Origin of the sequence: Nonomuraea cypriaca, from assembly GCF_015645445.1 — a bacterium.
Lineage (GTDB): Bacteria > Actinomycetota > Actinomycetes > Streptosporangiales > Streptosporangiaceae > Nonomuraea > Nonomuraea cypriaca.
Genome location: NZ_JADOGI010000097.1, coordinates 19,144 through 37,188, shown reverse-complemented (window position 1 = coordinate 37,188; position 18,045 = coordinate 19,144). Strand labels below are relative to the sequence as shown.

Annotated in this window: 14 protein-coding genes and 1 pseudogene; 10 read left to right on the top strand and 5 right to left on the bottom strand. The window is 68.8% G+C overall.

What is annotated here, in order from left to right; translation table 11 throughout:
* Positions 1-68: 68 nt before the first annotated feature.
* Entirely contained in the window at positions 69-1,049 is a 981-nt protein-coding gene (locus ITP53_RS28775) for an aldo/keto reductase (protein ID WP_195898586.1), read from the bottom strand.
* Between the two features lie 61 nt (positions 1,050-1,110).
* On the bottom strand, positions 1,111-2,088 hold the full coding sequence (locus tag ITP53_RS28770; RefSeq protein WP_195898585.1) for an aldo/keto reductase: 978 nt from the start codon (positions 2,086-2,088) through the stop codon (positions 1,111-1,113).
* Positions 2,089-2,408: 320 nt separating this feature from the next.
* Between ITP53_RS28770 and ITP53_RS28765 the strand changes: the two genes are divergently transcribed.
* From ITP53_RS28765 to ITP53_RS28750, 4 genes and pseudogenes are all read left to right on the top strand, one after another.
* Positions 2,409-3,311, top strand: coding sequence for a helix-turn-helix transcriptional regulator (locus tag ITP53_RS28765; RefSeq protein WP_195898584.1), 903 nt, complete (start codon positions 2,409-2,411; stop codon positions 3,309-3,311).
* Positions 3,312-3,695: 384 nt separating this feature from the next.
* A pseudogene (locus ITP53_RS28760) lies at positions 3,696-4,037 on the top strand ((2Fe-2S)-binding protein); the annotation flags it as partial.
* Positions 4,038-4,120: 83 nt separating this feature from the next.
* Complete coding sequence (locus ITP53_RS28755) at positions 4,121-4,327, top strand: substrate-binding domain-containing protein (protein WP_207756540.1); 207 nt, start codon at positions 4,121-4,123, stop codon at positions 4,325-4,327.
* A 184-nt stretch (positions 4,328-4,511) separates the two neighbouring features.
* Positions 4,512-5,540, top strand: coding sequence for a LacI family DNA-binding transcriptional regulator (locus ITP53_RS28750; protein WP_195898583.1), 1,029 nt, complete (start codon positions 4,512-4,514; stop codon positions 5,538-5,540).
* Here ITP53_RS28750 and ITP53_RS28745 read toward each other — a convergent pair.
* Positions 5,522-7,162 carry a glycoside hydrolase family 43 protein gene (locus ITP53_RS28745; protein ID WP_236051273.1) on the bottom strand — a complete coding sequence of 547 codons (1,641 nt, stop codon included), beginning with the start codon at positions 7,160-7,162 and terminating at the stop codon, positions 5,522-5,524. The genes ITP53_RS28750 and ITP53_RS28745 overlap by 19 nt on opposite strands.
* 66 nt (positions 7,163-7,228) lie before the next feature.
* On the opposite strand from ITP53_RS28745, the gene ITP53_RS28740 reads away from it, so the two are divergent.
* Genes ITP53_RS28740 through yicI form a run of 4 tightly spaced genes read left to right on the top strand, consistent with a single transcriptional unit; the run spans position 7,229 to position 12,715 of the window.
* Entirely contained in the window at positions 7,229-8,584 is a 1,356-nt protein-coding gene (locus ITP53_RS28740) for an ABC transporter substrate-binding protein (protein WP_195898581.1), read from the top strand.
* Between the two features lie 33 nt (positions 8,585-8,617).
* Positions 8,618-9,544, top strand: coding sequence for a carbohydrate ABC transporter permease (locus ITP53_RS28735; protein ID WP_195898580.1), 927 nt, complete (start codon positions 8,618-8,620; stop codon positions 9,542-9,544).
* The gene (locus tag ITP53_RS28730) at positions 9,541-10,440 is read left to right on the top strand and encodes a carbohydrate ABC transporter permease (RefSeq protein ID WP_195898579.1); all 900 of its coding nucleotides are present in this window, start codon (positions 9,541-9,543) and stop codon (positions 10,438-10,440) included. Before ITP53_RS28735 ends, ITP53_RS28730 begins: the two co-directional genes overlap by 4 nt.
* 34 nt (positions 10,441-10,474) lie before the next feature.
* Entirely contained in the window at positions 10,475-12,715 is a 2,241-nt protein-coding gene (gene yicI, locus ITP53_RS28725; protein WP_195898578.1) for an alpha-xylosidase, read from the top strand.
* Positions 12,716-12,833: 118 nt separating this feature from the next.
* Here yicI and ITP53_RS28720 read toward each other — a convergent pair whose 3' ends face one another.
* Complete coding sequence (locus ITP53_RS28720) at positions 12,834-13,046, bottom strand: hypothetical protein (protein ID WP_195898577.1); 213 nt, start codon at positions 13,044-13,046, stop codon at positions 12,834-12,836.
* Between the two features lie 468 nt (positions 13,047-13,514).
* The gene (locus ITP53_RS28715) at positions 13,515-13,757 is read right to left on the bottom strand and encodes a hypothetical protein (RefSeq protein WP_195898576.1); all 243 of its coding nucleotides are present in this window, start codon (positions 13,755-13,757) and stop codon (positions 13,515-13,517) included.
* Positions 13,758-13,856: 99 nt separating this feature from the next.
* On the opposite strand from ITP53_RS28715, the gene ITP53_RS28710 reads away from it, so the two are divergent.
* Both ITP53_RS28710 and ITP53_RS28705 read left to right on the top strand, forming a co-directional pair.
* Positions 13,857-17,690, top strand: a complete 3,834-nt coding sequence (locus ITP53_RS28710) for an nSTAND1 domain-containing NTPase (protein ID WP_328816073.1) — start codon at positions 13,857-13,859, stop codon at positions 17,688-17,690.
* 2 nt (positions 17,691-17,692) lie between these two features.
* Positions 17,693-18,022, top strand: a complete 330-nt coding sequence (locus ITP53_RS28705) for a CU044_2847 family protein (protein ID WP_195898574.1) — start codon at positions 17,693-17,695, stop codon at positions 18,020-18,022.
* Positions 18,023-18,045: the final 23 nt, after the last annotated feature.

The following is an 18,045-nucleotide window of genomic DNA, read 5'->3' as shown; positions in this document are numbered from 1 at the left end:
GGGGGGGGTGGGGTGTGGTGTAGGGGTGGGGGGCGGGGGGGGGCGGGGCCCCGGGCGCCGACGAACTGTCAGAAGTAGGTAGGCATGCGTGGCACGTAGGGCTCTTCGAGCGAGCGGATCTCCTCGTCGGTGAGCTGGATGTCGAGCGCGGCGGCGGCGTCGGCCAGGTGGTGGGGCTTGGTGGGGCCCACGATCGGCGCCGAGACCACGGGATTCTTCAGGACCCAGGCCATCGCGACCTGCGCCATCGGTACGCCGCGATCCTCCGCGATCCGCTGTACGGCATCGACGATGGCCTGGTCGCTGTCGAGGAACAGCGGCCGGCCGTGGAAGTCGACGACGGGATCGCTCTGCGCCCGGTGGGTCGACTGCTCCCCCCAGGGACGCGCGACTCGCCCCGCCGCCAGCGGGCTCCAGGGGATGCTTCCCACGCCCTGGGCGGCGAGCAGGCCGAACATCTCTCGCTCTTCCTCGCGGTGGATCAGGCTGTACTGGTCCTGCATGGACACGAACCGGATCCACCCGCCCGCCTGCGCGGTGTGCTGCATGGTGGCGAACTGCCATGCCCACATCGACGAGGCTCCGATGTAGCGGGCCTTGCCGGCCTTGACCACGTCGTGCAGGGCCTCCATCGTTTCCTCGACCGGTGTTTGGGGGTCGAAGCGGTGGATCTGGTACAGGTCGATGTAGTCGGTGTCCAGGCGCCGCAGGGAGGCGTCGATCTGTTCCATGACGGCCTTGCGGGACAGTCCTGCCCCGCCCGGGCCCTGGTGCATCGGCTGGAACAGCTTGGTGGCCAGCACAATGTCGTCGCGCTGGACGTACTTCCTCAGGGCCCGCCCGACGATCTCCTCCGAGGTGCCCAAGCCATAGATGTTCGCGGTGTCCCAGAACGTGATGCCCAACTCGACCGCCTGCCGGAAGATCGGCTCGGCGCCGTGATCGTCAAGCACCCACGGCAGCCGCTTGGCCGGGTCACCGAAGCTCATGCAGCCCAGCGCGATGCGGCTGACCTTCAGTCCTGACGTTCCCAAACGGGTGTACTCCACGGTATGTGGTCCTTTCTCAGCGTGCAGGCCCCCTTCGGGCCTGTCGGGGTTCGGGCGCCGGTCAGCGTTCGATCATCTGCATCTGGGCTTCGTTGTGGTGCCCACCGGCGGCCGGGGGCAGACTGTCGAGCTTGGCGAGCTGCTCGGGGGTCAGTTCGACGGCGTCGGCGGCGACGTTCTCCTGCAGACGTGAGACCCGCCGGGTGCCCGGGATGGGAGCGATGTCGTCGCCCTTGCTCAGCAGCCAGGAGATCGCGACCTGCGCGGGTGTGGCACCGGCCTCGGCGGCGATCGCCTGCACCGCGTCGGCGAGGGCGAGGTTGCGCTGGAAGTTCTCGCCGGTGAAGCGGGGGTTGGTCGCCCGGAAGTCGTCGGGGCCGAAGTCGCTCTCGCTGCGGATCTTCCCGGTCAGGAACCCCTTGCCGAGCGGGGAGTAGGCGACGAAGCCGATGCCCAGCTCGCGCAGCAGCGGCAGGACCTGCTCTTCCTGGTCGCGGGTCCACAGTGAGTACTCCGACTGCAGCGCGGTGATGGGGTGGACCGCGTGGGCGCGACGGATGGTGTCCAGCCATGCCTCCGACAGGCCGAGGTGGCGGACCTTGCCCTGCTGGATGAGTTCCGCCACCGCGCCGATGGTGTCCTCGATCGGCACCTTCGGGTCGACCCGGTGCTGGTAGTACAGGTCGATGTAATCGGTGTCCAGGCGCTTGAGCGAACCCTCGACAGCGGTGTGGATGTTGGCCGGGCTGCTGTCGAGGTTCCAGGGGCCGTCGCCGGCGTGGGAGACCAGGCCGTACTTGGTGGCGATCACGACCTGGTCGCGGCGGCCCTTGAGAGCCTTGCCGAGGAGTTCCTCGTTGGCGTACGGGCCGTAGATCTCGGCGGTGTCCAGGAAGGTGACGCCCAGATCGAGTGCGCGGTGGATGGTGCGGATGGACTCGGCGTCGTCGCTGCCGGCGCCAGTGAAGCCGTGGGACATGCCCATGCAGCCCAGGCCGATGCGGGAAACTTCCAGATCGCCCAGCAGGATGTGCTTCATCGGGATTCTCCGTTCCTCAAATGGATGTTGTGATGGGGCTTAAGAACCCCACCCACTAATGTCACCTTTCGCAAGAATTCATGTGCACCTGGTAGCAGAGGAGCAGAGGCCAGGATGGTCGCCGCCACAACCACGGCCACGACCACGGCGGCGATCAGCAAGCCACCGCTACAGGGACGACCACGCCGTTACCAGTAGCCACCTTCGCGCCGTCCCAGCTTTGGTGCCAGGGCGGGTCGTGCCAGGGCATGGCGTTCGGGGTAATGACACGGCCCCCCATCCGGCCACAGAGCCCGTCGGCGCGGTGTGAGACTGGAACCATGGCACCTCAGCGCACCACCGGCAGCAGCGACACGGAGCTGGGCCGGTTCTTGCGCGCCCGTCGTACCCAGACCAGCCCCGAGCAGGTGGGCCTGTCCATCGGCACAGGCCTGCGCCGGACCCCTGGTTTGCGCCGGGAGGAGCTGGCCACCCTGTCGGGGATCAGCATCGACTACTACGTCCGTCTCGAGCGCGGCAAGGAGACCCGGCCCAGCCCTTCAGTGATCGACGCCCTCGCGCGCGCTCTTCACCTCGATGATGAGGAGCATCAGCACCTGCGCGAGCTGGCCGCCCGCGCAGCCCACTACGCCTACGAGCCTCCGCCGCCGCCCAGCCGCACGGTACGCCCCCACCTGAAGCTGCTGCTGGAGACGCTGCGCCCCAGTCCCGCCTACATCGTCAGCCGTAGCATGGACTTCCTGGCCTGGAATCCCGGCGGGCTCGCCCTGTACGCGGGCCTGGCCGACTGGCCGGCCAGGCAGCGCAACATCGCCCGCTATCTCTTCCTGCACCCCACCGCCCGCGATCTGTTTCCCGACTGGGACCACCAGATCCGCGGCTGCGTCGCCCGGCTGCGCGCCCAGGCCGGAACCGCGCCGGACGCGCCCGACCTGGCCGGCCTCGTCGGCGAACTGCTGCTGAAGAGCCCCGACTTCGCCAAGCTCTGGGAGCGCTATGACGTGACCGGCCGCAAGCACACCCGTAAGACCTTCCACCACCCGCACGTGGGTACCCTCACGCTCAGCGCCCAGTCCATGAACCTGGAGGGAACTCCCGGTCAGCGCCTGGGCGTCTACGTCGCTGAGCCCGGCACCCCGGACCACGATGCGATGCTACTGCTCGACCTGACCGCACCCCAGGTTCCCGCGAAGGCTGAAGCGCAGCATCGCGCGCAGTCCTGACCCACCTCCGCGGTCCGCAGCTCGTGGGGGGTTGTGCTGTTCCCCTGAACGCCGTTCCCCGGCACAGCGCGCCCTGCCACGAGGCCGGCCAAGCCGCCAGTCTGACGGTGCGGTTGCGTACCGTCCCGGTCACGGTGTCAAGCGCGCACCTTGCACGCATCCACGACCATGCGTGCATCAACGGTGAAGCACCGGCCGAACCCGCGGCCCGTGCCATCAGCACAGCCTGCGCACGACCACTGACCCCCTCCACCGCAACGAGAGAGTGGCCATGTCTACCGAACTACCCGAGTCAATCGTCGCCCCCGCCGAGGGGACCCCGACCGCACTGTCCCGGCGCACGTTCATCGCGACCACCACCACCGTCGTCGGTGGCGCCGCCGCGACGCCGGCGCCTGCGGGGCGTGCACCGTGCTGGTCGACGGACGGCGGGTCAACTCCTGCCTCACCCTGGCCGTACGGCTGGAGGGCGCGAAGGTCACCACCATCGAGGGCCTGGCCGGCGGCGACCGGCTGCACCCGCTGCAGCAGGCGTTCATCGACCAGGACGCCTTCCAGTGCGGCTACTGCACTCCCGGGCAGATCATGTCCGGCGTCGGCTGCATCCGCGAGGGCCACACCGGCTCGGCTGCGGAGATCCGCGAGTGGATGAGCGGCAACATCTGCCGCTGCGGCTGCTACACCAAGATCGTGCGCGCGGTCGAGCAGGCCGCGGGCCGGAAGTGAGCGGCCATGTACCCCTTCACCTTCACCAAGGCCGCCACCACCCGTGAGGCGATCGAGGCCGGACGGCGCGGCGGACCGATGACCTGAGCGTTGTGGGCTTCGATGATCTGCCGGTCGTGGCCTGGGTCGATCCGCCGATGACCACTGTCCACCAGCCGCTGACCGAGATGGCGGTGGCCGCGACGGAGCTGGCCCTGGCACTGGGACGGGGCGACCAACCAGCACAAGTCGGCCTGGAGATCGCCACAACACTCACCGTCAGGGACAGCACGGCACCGCCCAAGCAGTGAGGAGATCGGCCCTCGTCACCTATCACTGACCGTCGACGATCGGGCTGTCCCGGAACCTGCGGCTTATGAGTAGGATCCATCTGCCGCGTGGCGCTGAGTGCTGAGTGTCCTGGCAGGTATGGGAGCATCGGACCACAGCACCGGCAGGCGGGATGCGCCGCGGTGGCGGCTGGAAGCGAAGGACATGAATCGGGCACCAGGCATGGTGGATGTGGCACGCGAGGCCGGCGTGTCGCATGTCACCGTTTCCCGAGTGCTCAACGGCCATCCCTCCGTGCGTCCGGAGACGCGAGCCAGGGTGGAGGCCGCCATTGAGAAGCTCGGCTATCGGCGCAATAGTGTCGCCCGGGCGCTCAAGAGCCGCCGCTCCTCGACGATCGGCGTGGTGCTCGCCGGAGACGAGCTGTACGAGCTGCCCAGGGTCCTGCGCGGCGTGCAGGGCGCGGCCCAGCGGGCCGGATACTGGGTGAACCTGGCCAGCTGGCACGGCGGCACCGCCGCGGACCTGGCCGAGACGCTGCAGCGGCTCACCGACCAGGCGGTCGAGGCCGTCGCGGTCATCGGCGACCGGCCGATGGTGGTGGACGCCCTGACCGGCATCGCCACCGGCGTACCGATGTCGGTGATCATGTCGGGCAACGTGCCCAATCCGGGCGTGAGCTTCGTCGAGGTGGACCAGGAGCTGGGCGCCCGCCTGGCCGTACGTCACCTGCTGGAGCTGGGGCACCGTCACATCGTCCACCTGACCGGCGCGTTGCGGACCTTCGACGCCCAGGCGCGGGTCGAGGGGTGGAGGGCGGCGCTGGCGGACGCGCCGCAGGCCCGCGGCGAGCTGCTCAAGGGCGACTTCACCGGCAACAGTGGCTACCGGCTGGCCACCTATCTCGTCAACCGGCACGCGGACGAGCTGCCGACGGCGATCTTCGCCGGCAACGATCACATGGCCATGGGGGTGCTGGCGGCCTTCGCCGAACTCGGCGTGAAGGTTCCCGGCGACGTGTCGCTGGTGGGGTTCGACGACATCCCCGGAGCGGCCTATCTGGTGCCGGCGCTCACCACGGTCCGCCAGGACTACCTCAGCCTCGGCGGGCGCTCCATCGAGCAGTTGCTGCGGATGATGCGGGGCGAGCCGGCCTCGAGCGAGCGGATCCCTCCTGAGCTCGTGGTGCGCCGCAGCACCGCGCCGCCCCGGTCTCAGCCGGCGGGCTCGTAGTCGAACCAGTGGACCCGCGCGCGGCCCTGGCCGGCGTGGCCGTTGCTGGTGCCGTAGAGGCCCAGGTAGACGCCCACGAACCCGCCCGCGTGCTCGGTGCTGAAGAAGGACCGTTCGAGGGTGCCCAGGGTGTCGCCGGAGGCGCGGAAGGTGTAGCCGTTCTCGTCCGCCTCGACCTCCAGCAGCGTCTCATCCGCATGAGGCGCGTGCGGTTGCGCGCCATGTGCGAGGCCCGCCTGCGCCGCCGACGCCAGGCGGGAGCTGATTCCCGCCTCCCGGACCGTCAGCACGATCTGTGCTGCTCCGTTCTCGTCGGCGGTGAGGCCCAAGGTGGCGTGGTGGTCCTGGTTCTGGAAGACGGCCAGTCCGGCTTCTTCGGCCGCGTGCGCCGCGCGGAAGCTGATGCTCGCGCGGGCGCGGAAGCGGACGTGCTGCTGGCGGCGGGCGATGAAGGCTGGCACGCCGGTGGAGCTGAGCGGCTCGGGGGACAGGTCGATGTCGAGCCCGCCGCCGTCGGCCGACGGTTTGATCCGGTCGCTGACCGGGCCGCGCAGGCTGTTCCATTCCAGGCCCAGCTCCGGCTTGTCGAAGCGCACCCGTCCCGTCGTGGCGTCCCCGTTTCCTTCGACGGGGGCCATGGACGGCAGCCGTTCCAGCAGCCGCACGCCGCCTGATTCCGGCGCGAACACCGGCCCTCGGGCGCTCCAGCTGACGGGCACCAGGAACACCTCCCGGCCCAGCGTGTGGACGCCGTCGATCGGGCGGACGCCGAGCGTCACCGCCCACGTCTCGCCGTCCGGCGTCTCCACCAGGTCGGCGTGGCCGACGTTCTGGATCGGCGCGTCGAGGCTGTGGTGCCGGTGGGTCAGCAGCGGGCTGCGCGGGTCGGTGACGTACGGGCCGGTGACGACGTTGGCGCGGGCGGCGGTGACGCTGTGGTTGCTCTCGGTGCCGCCCTCGGCGGCGATCAGGTGGTACAGGCCGTCGTGCTTGTACAGGTGCGGCGCCTCCACCCAGGCCCCGCGTACGGCACCGTGCCAGAGCACGTGGGTGGGGCCGACGAGCTTGAGGCGGTCCAGGTCGAGTTCGCGCATCCACAGTTCGCCCGGTCCGGCGCCGGCCACGGCGTCACGGCAGGCGGTCAGCCAGCACCGGCCGTCGTCGTCGAAGAACAGCGACGGGTCGATGCCGTCGGCGTCCAGGGGCACGGGGTCCGACCAAGGCCCTTCGGGGTCCTCGGCGGTGACCACGAAGGTGAGCCTCCCGCGCCTGTTCACCGCCAGGGTGGAGACCACGTAGAACGTGCCGTCGTGGTGGCGGATGGTCGGCGCCCAGATCCCGTCGGAGACGTCCAGTCCGCGCAGCGGGAGCTGGCCGGGCCGATTCAGCACGTGGGTAAGCTGCCGCCATCGGACCAGGTCACGGCTATGAAAGAGGGGGAGACCCGGATAGTAGGCGAAGGACGACGTGACGAGATAGAAATCCGCGCCGACCCGGCAGATCGACGGGTCCGGATGGCAGCCGGGCAGTACCGGGTTGCGGAAGGTGTGCAAAGGGATGCGCTCCGAAGCGAAGTCGGCGCTCTCACGAGCAGGGGCTTGACAGAATGACAACGTTAACATCAGGTTAGATCCCAACGCACGACCCGGTACCCCGCCGGATGCACCACCCTGTTCGAGGAGATCGCCATGACCCCACCGTCTCTGCCCCCGAGCCGACGCCGCCGACGCCGGACGATCCTCGCCGCCGCGGCGGTAGCCCTGATGGCGTCGATGACCGCCTGCTCCTCGGGTGACACCGCCTCCACCGACACGGCCGGGGACACGGCGAGCGGGCCGGTGACACTGCAGTTCTGGACCTGGAGCCTCAAGGGCAGCGACCCCGCGGCCAAAGCGATCGTGGACAAGTACCACCAGCTCCACCCGAACGTCACAGTCAAGCTCTCGGAGGTCGGCGGAACGGCCGACACCTCCGCCAAGCTGCTGGCCGCCGACAAGGCCGGCGACACCCCCGACGTCGTGCAGGTCGAGTACCGCGGTGTTCCCGCGCTCGTGGTGTCCGGAGCCGTCAAGGACATCACCGCCGACGTGGCCGGCGTCAAGGCGAACATCGACCCCAACATCTGGGCCCAGACCACCTTCAACAACCAGGTCTACGGCGTGCCCCAGGACATCGGCCCGATGATGCTCACCTTCCGTAAGGACCTGTTCGACAAGTACGGCGTCAAGGTCCCCACCACCTGGGCCGAGTACGCCGAGGCCGCCGAGCAGATCCACAAGAAGAACCCCGACGCCTACATCTCCAACTTCGCCGCCGACCAACTCGAGTTCTTCGCCGCGCAGGCCGCCCAGGCCGGCGCCCAGTGGTGGAGCACCGACGGCAACGCCTGGAAGGTCGGCATCGACACCGAGCCGTCCTTGCAGACCGCGGACTTCTGGCAGGACCTCGTGAAACGCGACCTGGTCAAGGTCGAGAAGCTGCTCACGCCGGAATGGAACGCAGAGGTCAACGACGGCAAGATCCTCAGCTGGGCCGGCGGCGCATGGGTACCGAGCGTGATCTACACCGTGGCGCCGGACACCGCCGGCAAGTGGGAGTCCGTGCCGCTGCCGCAGTGGACGAAGGGCCAGGCCGCCGTGCCGTTCCAGGGCGGCTCCGCCTACCTGGTGCCGGCCAAGTCCAAGCACGCCAAGGAGGCCGCGGCCTTCGCCGCGTGGCTGGGCGGCTCGAAGGAAGGCAGCACCTCGCTGCTCAGCGTCGACATCTTCCCCGGCGGAAACGCCGGCCGCCAGGCGACCCTGACCCACGAGCCGCCGAAGCTCACGCCGCAGCAGAAGGACTTCTACCAGGTCACCGACCAGGTGATCAAGAACACCACGATCCCGGTGACCTGGGGGCCGAACGTGAACGTCGCGCAGAGCGCCTTCGGAGACGCGCTCAACAAGGCCGCGCTCGACAAGACCTCCTTCCGCGCGGTGTACCAGGCCACGCAGCAGACTGTGGTCGCCGACCTGCAGAAGTCCGGCTACACCGTCACCCAGTAGCCGCGCACGGCTCGATCCCACCCTGGACGCCTCATGCCCGCCACCACCGCCGGTCGGCGCACGCGCCTGCGTGCCGTCGCCACCCCATGGCTGTTCGCCTCGCCGGCGATCGTCCTATTCGTCCTGTTCTTGATCATTCCGATCGGTTATGCGATCTACCTTAGCTTCCGCGGCTTCCGCGTCGAGGGTGGAGGCGCTTTCGGACGGCGCGTGGAGACCTTCGTCGGGTTCGACCACTACGCCGCCGCGCTCAGCGACCCGGAATACCTCGCGGGACTCGGCCGGGTGCTGCTGTACGGAGTGATCTCGATCCCCAGCGTGCTCGGCCTGGCGTTGCTGTTCGCGCTGCTGCTCGACACCCCGCGGGTGCGGGCGCGCGGCTTCGCCCGCACCGCGATCTTCCTGCCGTACGCGGTGCCGGGCGTGATCGCCAGCCTGCTGTGGGGGTTCATGTACCTGCCCAGCACCAGCCCGGTCACCTACCTCGCCCGGCAGTTGCACGCAGGGCCGCTCGACTTCTTCGGCTTTCCTGTCGTGTACTTCTCGCTGGCCAACATCGCGCTGTGGTCCGGCGTCGGCTTCAACATGATCATCATCTTCACGTCACTGCGCGCCATCCCCACCTCCGTCTACGAGGCGGCCCGCATCGACGGGGCCAGCGAGTTGCAGATCGCCTGGCGGATCAAGATCCCGCTGGTGGCGCCCGCGCTAGTGCTCACCGGCCTGTTCTCCGTGATCGGCACCCTGCAGCTCTACAGCGAACCGGCCACGCTGCGGCCGATGACGACCACGATCAGCGCCGTCTGGGTGCCGCTCATGAAGATCTACCAAGAGGCGTTCATGAACGACAACCTCGGCGGGGCCGCGGCCGCCTCCATCGTGCTGGCCCTGGGCATCCTCGTCATTTCGCTGCTGCTGCTGCGCTTCTTCCAGCGCCGCACCTTCGGAGACAACGCATGACCCCCGTCACCCACACCGTCACCCGCACCGGCGACCGTCAATTCGGCCACCGCCGCCGACCGGGCAGGCAGCGCCGGCCGCGCCTGGCACTGATCGTGCTGCTGCTCGGCGCGCTGTACTGCCTGACCCCCGTGGCCTGGGTGGTCTTCGCGGCCTCCAAGAGCACGCGCGAGCTGTTCACCACGTTCTCCTTCGTCCCCGGCAGCGGCCTGCTCGACAACCTCGCCAACCTCAGCACCTACGGTGGCGGCCAGTTCTGGATGTGGGGGCTCAACTCCCTCCTGTACGCCGGCGTCGGCGCGGTCCTGTCCACCCTCGTGTCGGCCATGGCCGGCTACGCCCTGGCCAAGTTCCGCTTCCGCGGGCGCCAGGCCCTGTTCTCAGCCATCCTCGCCGGCGTGCTCGTGCCCGGCATCGTGCTGGCCGTCCCGCAGTACCTGCTGCTGGCCGCCGTCGGCCTGGCCGGGACCCGCTGGTCGGTGCTGCTGCCGGTGATCATCAACCCGTTCGGCATTTTCCTGTGCCGCGTCTTCGCCGTGGCCTCGGTCCCGGAGAGCACGCTGGAGGCGGCACGTCTGGACGGCGCCGGTGAGTTGCGCATCTTCGGCACCATCGTGCTGCCGATGATGGTGCAGGGGCTCGTCACGGTGTTCCTGCTGCAGTTCGTCAGCATCTGGAACAACTTTCTGCTGCCCTTCATCATGCTCTCCGACCAGGACAAATACCCCATCACCCTGGGCCTGTACACGTTCCTGGGCAAGGGCGCGGGCGACGGCGACCTGTACTCGCTGGTCATCACCGGCTCGGCCGTCGCCGTCATCCCCCTGATCATCCTCGTCCTGATCCTGCAGCGCTTCTGGCGCGCGGACCTGCTCGCGGGCGGCCTCAAAGGGTGACGCGTTCACCGTCGTTCCAGAAGGATCTCCACTCATGAAGTTCACCGACGGGCTGTGGCAGCTGCGGCCCGGCGTCACCGCGCTGTACGCGGCCGAAGCCTACGACATCCACACCGAGGAAGACGCGATCACCGTGACCGCGCCGACCACTGTCATCAACCGCCGGGGCGACACCCTCAACCGGCCGGTGCTCTCACTGCGGCTGTCGTCGCCGCTGGAGAACGTGATTCGCGTCCGCATCGACCACCACATCAGTGACGAGCGCGGCTTCGACCTCGTCGGCGCCGAGGACGGCCACGGGATCGTCAAGGCTGAAGGAACGACGCTCATCAGCGGGGCGCTGAGCGCGACCGTGACACCCGGAGCCCCCTGGAGCCTGTCCTTCCACGGTGACGGGCGCCCGCTGACCTCCAGCGGCCACAAGTCCGTCGGATACTTCCACCTCACCGGGGACGCGCAGACCGACCCCGGCCCGGTCGGCAACCCCCGGACCGGTCCGCGCGCTTACCTCGCCCAGCAGCTCTCGCTGAGCGTGGGCGAGGTGGTCTACGGGCTGGGGGAGCGCTTCGGGCCGCTCGTCAAGAACGGTCAGACGGTGGAGATCTGGAACGCCGACGGCGGGACCTCCTCCGAGCAGGCCTACAAGAACGTGCCGTTCTACCTCACCAACCGCGGCTACGGCGTCTTCGTCAACCACCCCGGGCACGTCTCGTACGAAATCGGCTCGGAGGCGGTGCAACGGGCGCAGTTCTCGATCGAGGGAGAAAGCCTCGAGTACTTCGTGATCTACGGGCCTGCTCCCAAGCAGATCCTGGAACGCTACACCGCGCTCACCGGCCGCCCCGCCCGCCTGCCCGCCTGGTCCTACGGCCTGTGGCTGTCGACCTCGTTCACCACCGACTACGACGAGCAGACGGTGACCTCGTTCATCGACGGCATGGCCGAGCGCGACCTGCCGCTGTCGGTCTTCCACTTCGACTGCTTCTGGATGCGCGAGTTCAACTGGTGCGACTTCACGTGGGACCCGCGAGTCTTCCCCGACCCCGACGGCATGCTCGCCCGCCTGCACGCCAAGGACCTGCGCGTCTGCGTGTGGATCAACCCGTACATCGCCCAGCGCTCACCCCTGTTCGCCGAGGCGGCCGAGCAGGGCTTCCTCCTCAAGCGCCCGGACGGGTCGGTCTGGCAGTGGGACCTGTGGCAGGCCGGCATGGGTCTCGTGGACTTCACCAACCCGGATGCGACCCGGTGGTTCCAGTCGAAGCTGCGCGCGCTGCAGGACCAGGGCGTGGACGCGTTCAAGACCGACTTCGGCGAACGCATCCCGCTCGACGTCGCCTACTTCGACGGTTCGGCCCCCGAACGCATGCACAACCTCTACACGCACCTGTACAACGCGGCGGTGTTCGAGGTGCTCGAGGAACGACGCGGCCGGGGCGAGGCGGTGCTGTTCGCCCGGTCGGCGACCGCCGGCGGGCAGCGAATGCCGGTGCACTGGGGCGGTGACACGGGATCGACGTACGGGTCCATGGCCGAGACCTTGCGCGGCGGCCTCTCCCTTGCCTTCTCCGGATTCTCCTTCTGGAGCCACGACATCGGCGGCTTCGAGGGCACCCCGGACCCGGGCGTCTTCAAGCGCTGGGTCGCCTTCGGGCTGATGTCCTCCCACTCGCGGCTGCACGGCTCGTCGTCCTACCGTGTGCCGTGGGCTTTCGACGAGGAGGCCGTGGAGGTGACCCGGCTGTTCACGAAACTCAAGCTGCGCCTGATGCCGTACCTGTTCCAGACGGGCGTCCAGGCGCACGAGAGCGGAACACCGATGATGCGGCCCATGGCGATGGAGTTCCCCGGCGATCGCAACGTCGCTTACCTCGACACCCAGTACATGCTCGGCCCCGACCTGCTCGTCGCGCCCGTCTTCACCCCCGACGGGACAGTAGAGGTCTACCTGCCCGACGGCACCTGGACGAACTACCTGACGGGCGAGCGCGTCGAGGGCGGGCGCTGGCGCACCGAGACGCACGCTTTCACCTCGATGCCCATTTACGTGCGCGAAGGCGCCGTGCTGCCCATAGGCGCGAGAGACGACCGACCGGACTACGACTACCTCGATGGTCTGACCCTGCGCGTGTATCCGGGGCCGGACGGCGAGACCAACCTCACCGTCAGCGACCACACCACCGGCGAGCCCACGCACTTCACCGTCACCCGCTCCGACGGCGAGGTCACGGTCGCCTCCTCCCTCGTCTCCGGATGGACGCATGAACTCGCCTGACAGTGTCTGCGCCGGCCACGGTTACTGGCCGGCGCCGACCCGGCCGGACCGGCGACACCGCAGCACTCATAACCACCCGCCGCTCGGCGGCTGATCGGCGGACGAATGGTCATGGCGCTCAGCATGAGGGGGGCAGGTGCGAGCTCTTGGCGAAGGTGGCGATGGTGACGATCAGCGGCCCGGTCGGCACGCGTGCGGCGCCGGTCCAGATCTTGTGGGCGAAGTAGTCGGTGACGTCGGCTGACGGTTCGGCGGGGCCGGTGACCTCCAGGTCCTGCAGTATGGCGGCGGTTTCGGCCAGGGGCCTCGCGCAGCCGGCCAGCGCGCGCAAAGCCGTTATGGCTGAGCATTTTGCCTTACCAAGATCGGAGCCGAAGGCGGAATCCGACGACTCAACCTGAACACCGACACGAGCACCGACAACAACACGCGAACACGCGCAAGGGCTCGGCGGCCCGGGTGGACAACAGCGGTGTCTCCTGCGGCTGGCTCACGCCACGATCTTCGCGAAAAGTACTGGTGGGTGACGATCGAGCGGGACCGAGGTGCGCTGCCTTAGCAAAGGGCTCCAGGCCCGGTAAAACCAGCACACTGCAGGGCGCGCTTTGATCATGGTCTGACCTGCGGTGATGCGGGATCGAATGCATTCCAGAATTTTCTTCTGGCGTTTGTGTGCTCCGTATGTGCTCGCGTGCACCAACCCTGCACACACCATGATCCAATCGCCATCTCCGGCTGCTGCGGGAAGAGCAGCGGCCCCGCCTCGCCGCGAGCAGGCGGCGAATGCGGGGCCGGATGCTTAATCCGACTGTTCAGGGAGCGGATCTTCGAGATCGTCCGCACCGCGGTCGAGGCCGGTGGCGGGGACGAGGTCGGCCACCAGTTGCACGGCCGGTAGCACGTCGGCGGGGGGCTTGCCGACCAGCGAGGTCATGGTCATGCGCACCCGGTCGCGGTCGGGCCCGTTCAGCAGGAACCGGAACGCTAAGACGCCGGAGCGGTCGGTGCCCCGGATGGCCCCGCTCAGGCTCGCCGTATCCATGCCCCGACGGAGGCCGGTCATATCCCCGGCGCGAGATCATGATGTGGCCGATCCCGGTCAGGCAGTCGATTCGTACATAGCCGTCGCGCTTGAAGAGAGATGATGTGCTGTGTGTCGAGCAAGGCGTGGCAAGGCCTGGCAAGGGGGCAGATCGCCATTCTGGACAGCAGAGGCGCCCCCATCGGTGGCGGCTTCCTCATCACCGCATCCGGCGATCTTTTGACCTGCGCCCACGTGGTTAACCGGGCTTTGGGGCTGCGCCCCGACGGGGAGGAATGCCCGGTGGAGCCGGTGACGGTGGAGTTCCCGCTGCTTGCGTCTGCTCCGCAGACCACTGCAGAGGTGGTTCGCTGGCAGCCGATCGGCGCCGACGAGCGGGGCGATGTCGCTTGGTTGCGGCTGTCCGAGGTGCCTGCCGAAGGGTCGCCGTTGCCGCTGACGGCCGTCGACGACATGTGGGACCACCCGGTGCACGTCTTCGGGTTTCCCGCCGTGAAGGTCTCGGGCGCCTGGGCCGAGGGGCGATTACGCGGACGCGAGTCGATCGGCTGGCTGCAGATCGACGACGCCCGCGCCTCCGGATTCGCCGTCGAGTCGGGGTTTTCGGGTTCGCCGCTGTGGGACGACCGGCTGAACGCGGTGGCGGGCATGGTGGTGGCCGCGGTCGAGAATCGCCGCGTGGGCTACATGATTCCCACGGCCACGCTGGTGCGTACCTGGCCCGAGCTCGGCGAACTGGTCCGCCGCCGCTGCCCCTACCCGGGGCTGCGGCCCTTTCGGGAGGAGGACAGCGAGTTCTTCCACGGCAGGAGGAACCTTTCCGAGCAGGTGGCCCGCGCCGTGTCGACGCACCGCACGATCACGCTCACGGGCCCGTCGGGTTCCGGCAAGTCCTCGCTGCTGTCGGCGGGCGTTCTTCCTCTGCTGCGGGCTCGCGGCCTGGACGTCCACCTGGTACGGCCCGGCGCGGCGCTGCCCGACGTCGCCGAAGCCGACGTCGTTCTGATCGACCAGCTCGAGAACGACCCCACCTGGGCCGTCCCGCTACTGGGCCGGTGCCGAACCGTGGTCGCGCTGCGCGCCGACTTCCTCAGCCAGGTAATGTCCACGCGCGGCCTGGAACCACTCACCCAGCACCTCATCACGGCCGGGTCCATGTCCCGGGACGAGCTGAGGCAGGCCATCGTGGGCCCTGCCCGGGGCCTGGTCGAGTTCGAGGACGGCCTGGTGGAGCGCATCCTCGACGACCTGGACCGCACCCACTTGCCGTGGCTCCAGTTCACCCTGGCAAAGCTGTGGAGTGCGGGCGGCTTCCTGACCCATGAGGCGTACGAGGAACTGGGCGGCGTCTCCGAGGCTCTCGCCTCCTACGCCGAGCAGGTCTGGCATTCCGAGATCGCGGGCGGGCGGGAGGCGGACGCGCGCATGCTCTTCACCCGCCTGATCGAGCCCGGACGAGACACCGCGCCCGTCACCCGCCGCGTCCGCCGAGACCACCTCGACCCGCCGGCTTGGGAGCTGGCCCGGCGCCTGGCCACCACCAGGCTGATCACCATCGACGATGACTCGGCCGCGCTGGCCCACGACACGCTCATCCAGTCCTGGCTGCGGCTGCGCGACCTGGTCGAGGAGGAGCGGCCCTTCCTGCTGTGGCGACACGAGCTCGCCGCGGACCTGGAGCGGTGGGATCGCGGTGGCCAAGACCCTCAGGACCTGCTCCACGGCGACAACCTCGCGGCGGCCCGGCGGCACCTGGCGGCCAGTGGCGGTCTGTTCACGGCTCGAGAACGAGAGTTCGTCCAGGCAAGTTCCGCAGCGGTGACGCGAAGGTCGCGACTGCGGCGGGTGCTTGCAGTCTCTGCCGCGGTGATCGTGGTGCTGGCCGGCCTGGGCATCTGGCAGCAGCAGGCGGAGACGGGAAGACAGGAGGCGATGAACGCCTCCCGCGTGCTCGCTGCCAGTCCGCAGCTCCAGACGGCCGATCCACGCCTGGCCACGCTGCGGGCGATCGGCGCCTACCGTGTGGCCCCCACGGAGGAGGCCTACCAGAACCTGTTCCAGCGATATCTGGAGACTCTAGGCTTTCAGCGGTTGTTGTCGAGGCCCGGGCAGGCGGTCAAGGACGTCGCAATCAGCGGAAATGGGGACCGGGTGGCAGTCCTGTCCGAGGATGGGCGCGTGGGCTTGTGGAGCCTTGACGGGCCGGACTCCGCCTATCGGGAGGTCGGCACGTCTGCGCACGCCGTCGCCCTCAGCCGGGATGGGCGCGTAATCGCGGCGGTGGCGCCGTCGATGATCACGATTCACGACACGGTGACCCGGCACACCACGACCATCCGCACCTCGACGGCGCTTCGCGATGCCATCGCCGACACCCCGCCCACCGCCCGCCTCGCGGTGGACGGCAGCGCGCTGGCCCTGGCCACCGGGAACGGCCGGCACGACGCCTGGCTGATCGATACCACGGGGGCGCGGGCACCCGTGCGCTTCCCCTTCGTGGAACACGTCAACGACGTGGCTGCGGTCTCCGGCGGCCGCACGATGTCCGCCGTCACCAGCAACGAAGGACCGTCGCGACTGGGGATCGCGATCGCCGCGCAGACGCGTGGCGAGGGGCCGGACGTCGTCGTGAGTGGCCGGCGCATGAGTCTGAGCGCGGACGGCCAGACGGTCCTGGACTGCGATAAGGAGTCCAGCACTCTGAGGCTCCATGCGCTGCCGGACCGCACCGTGCTACGCACGATCCAAGCGTTCGAGGGCTGCCTGAACACGTACGCAACGCACTCGCCCACCCGTTTGGTGGCCTTCAGCCAAACAGAGCTGCACGTCTACGACCTGACCAATGAGAAAAAGATAATGGCGTGGCCGTTCCCGCAGACGGGGCCAGCCACCGTCACGGCGACGCTCACGGCACACGGGGTGCGGGCCACGATCGCGGTGCGCGGAGGCGTCTACGTCGTCGACCTGGCACCGCAAACCTCCATGTCCTTCAGCGGCGACGTCGGCGACGCCGCCATCAGCCCGGACGGCCGGCTCTTGGCAACCGAGACCTTCGAATCCCTCGACTTGTGGTCCACCTCCACGGGCGAATCGGTCGCCCAGACGGCTCTCGACTACGGCATCCTGAGACTCAGGTTCTCCGCCGACGGTCGATGGCTGATCACCCAGCAGGCCGACACCATCGTCGTCAGGGAGGTGCCGTCCCTGCGCCAGGTGGCCGCGAGGGACTTCCCGACACAGCCGGTGTACGCCGTCGCCGATCAACTCGTGATCTGCGGCGAGGGCAAGCTCACCCGGTGGAGCCTGCCCGCGCTGGCGCCCGTCGGAACGCCCCACCCCCTCCCAGCGGCGGCGCTGAACTCCTCATCGAACACGTGCGAGCTCGCCATGGCAGGGACCACGGTGGCCGCCCGGCAGGAGTCCGCAGCCGAGGTGGAGGTAGCAGGACGTACCGTGAACGCACCCCGCTCGCCCGGAGAACTGGCCGTCGACGCTGAAGGTCGCTACCTGGTCACGTCCGACAACGTCGACCATGTCACTGCCACGATCACCGACCTGCGGACCGGTAAAAGCCTCCGCGTCGGTCCGCTGGAACGCCCGAGCGGTGTCCTCAATAGCGGCGAGCACATCCAGATCGGCGACCACGTCTACATCGCGCGGCAGGACGCCATCCTGGAGATGGACCCTCAAGGTTTGCGGCTCGTGCGAACCCTGCCCCTTCCCGGCTCCCCCCTTTCTGTCAACGCCAGAGCCAAGCTCGTCGTCAAGCAGCCTTTCGACGCCCACACGATCAGCGTGGTCTCCCTCGATCCCGCCGTCTGGACAAGGACGCTCTGCACGCTGGCGCTGCACGCCGACTTCACCCCCGAAGAACGCGCGACCCTGCCTGACGGAGCCCATTCCGTCCACCCATGCGCCGTGCAAGGATCATGATCATGAGCTATTACCTGCGCATGCCGGTCGACGGAGCCGAACCCGTGGTCATCGAAGTCACCGCCGAGGAAGACGGCATGGTCCGCGCAGCCCGCCCCGGGACCGTGATCGACCGGATAGATGAGTCGGTGCAGGCAGCGGTGGAACGACTCCGGCCCGCGGTGACCGCAGTGGCCGAGACCTTCGCCCGCCTGCCCATGGGGCCGAAGGAGGTATCGGTGGAATTCGCCGTCAAGTTCACAGCGGAGGCCGGCGCGGTCATCGCCAGCACCGCTGCGGAAGGCAGCTTCCAGGTCACCGTCACGTGGGAGCGCCCCACCCCGGCCGGATAGCTCACACGAGGTGTTATACAAGC